A 1,327-nucleotide genomic window follows, 5' to 3' on the forward strand; every position below is an offset into this window, starting at 1 on the left:
TGGACTTGCCCCTACAAAACCGAACACCAACTCCCCGTTAAATTGATGCTGCCGCTAAGCGCCTGAACTCCCTCGGAGAGCGATAGTTCAAGGCGCTGTGTGGATGCTGCTCGTTGTAGTGCTCGAAGGCAATTGCCAGGTTACGCAACGCCGTTTCTCGATCCGGCTTGGGCATGTGCGCCACGTAATCTCGCTTAATCGTCTTCACGAAGCTCTCGGCCATGCCGTTGCTCTGCGGGCTGCGTACCGGGGTGGTCACCGGCTGCAAGCCGATCTGTCGAGCAAACAGGCGTGTCTGTTCGGCGGTGTACGCCGAACCGTTGTCGCTTAGCCATTGAACTGGTGTGGTGGGCAGTTGATCACCAAAACGCTTCTCCACGCTTTCCAGCATCAAGTCGCGGATATCATCGCCGCTGTACCCGGTCGGGCTTGCCACCCAGCCGATGGCTTCGCGATCACAGCAATCGAGGGCGAAGGTCACGCTCAGTTTGGCGCCGTCCTCGCAGCGGAACTCAAAGCCGTCCGAGCACCAACGCGTATCGCTGGTTTCCACGGCAATACGGCCTTCGTGCCGACGCGGCACGCCGGGCTGTTTGATCCGGCGTTCAAGCAAAAGGTTGTGGTCACGCATCACCCGGTAAACCCGTTTCACGTTGACCGCCGGCAGCGAGCGCTTTTCACGTGCACGACGCAGTAGTCCCCAGACGCGACGGTATCCATAGCTGGGCAGTTCGCTGACCTCTTGCTGGATTTCAGCGACCAGCTCTACATCGTTCACAGGCCTGCTTCGCCGCACTTTGGGCGATACCGATTGCTTGATTCGAACCGTTAATTGCGAGCGCGCTACACCGAGACATTTACTGACCAGCTTCACTGGTCGTCCCCCGGCAACAAGGGTGAGTGCGCAATCCATTTTCGCGACCGGGCTATCTCCACGGCCTCTTTGAGGATTTCGGCTTCCATCGTTTTCTTGCCCAGCATCCGTTGCAGTTCACGGATCTGCTTGAGCGCATCGCTCAGCTCGGAGGCAGGCACCACGGCTTCGCCAGCACTGACCGCCGACAGGCTGCCGTCCTGGTACAGCTTGCGCCACAGGAACAGCTGGTTGGCATTGATGCCGTTGCGCCGAGCGACGACCGACACACTTTGTCCTGGCTCAAGGCTCTCGCGAACCATGGCCAGCTTTTGCTCTGGGCTCCAGCGGCGCCGCCGCTCCTGGCCCAAAAGCTCCCCACTCTTGTCGTTGCTATTAGTCATAAACATAACCGTTTGCCTATCCCTTATCGTAAGGGGGAAACGGTGTCCTGTCTTTCATGGGGCTCGTCCA

General features: G+C 58.9%; 1 protein-coding gene. It reads right to left on the reverse strand.

Going from position 1 to position 1,327, the window contains the following annotated elements:
• Positions 1–37: 37 nt before the first annotated feature.
• A protein-coding gene (locus tag ACZRKZ_RS27725) for an IS3 family transposase (RefSeq protein ID WP_463983200.1) occupies positions 38–1,257 on the reverse strand; the annotation gives its coding sequence in 2 pieces (ribosomal slippage) (positions 38–912 and positions 912–1,257; 1,221 coding nt in all).
• Positions 1,258–1,327: the final 70 nt, after the last annotated feature.

The organism is Pseudomonas sp. c313, from assembly GCF_055407145.1.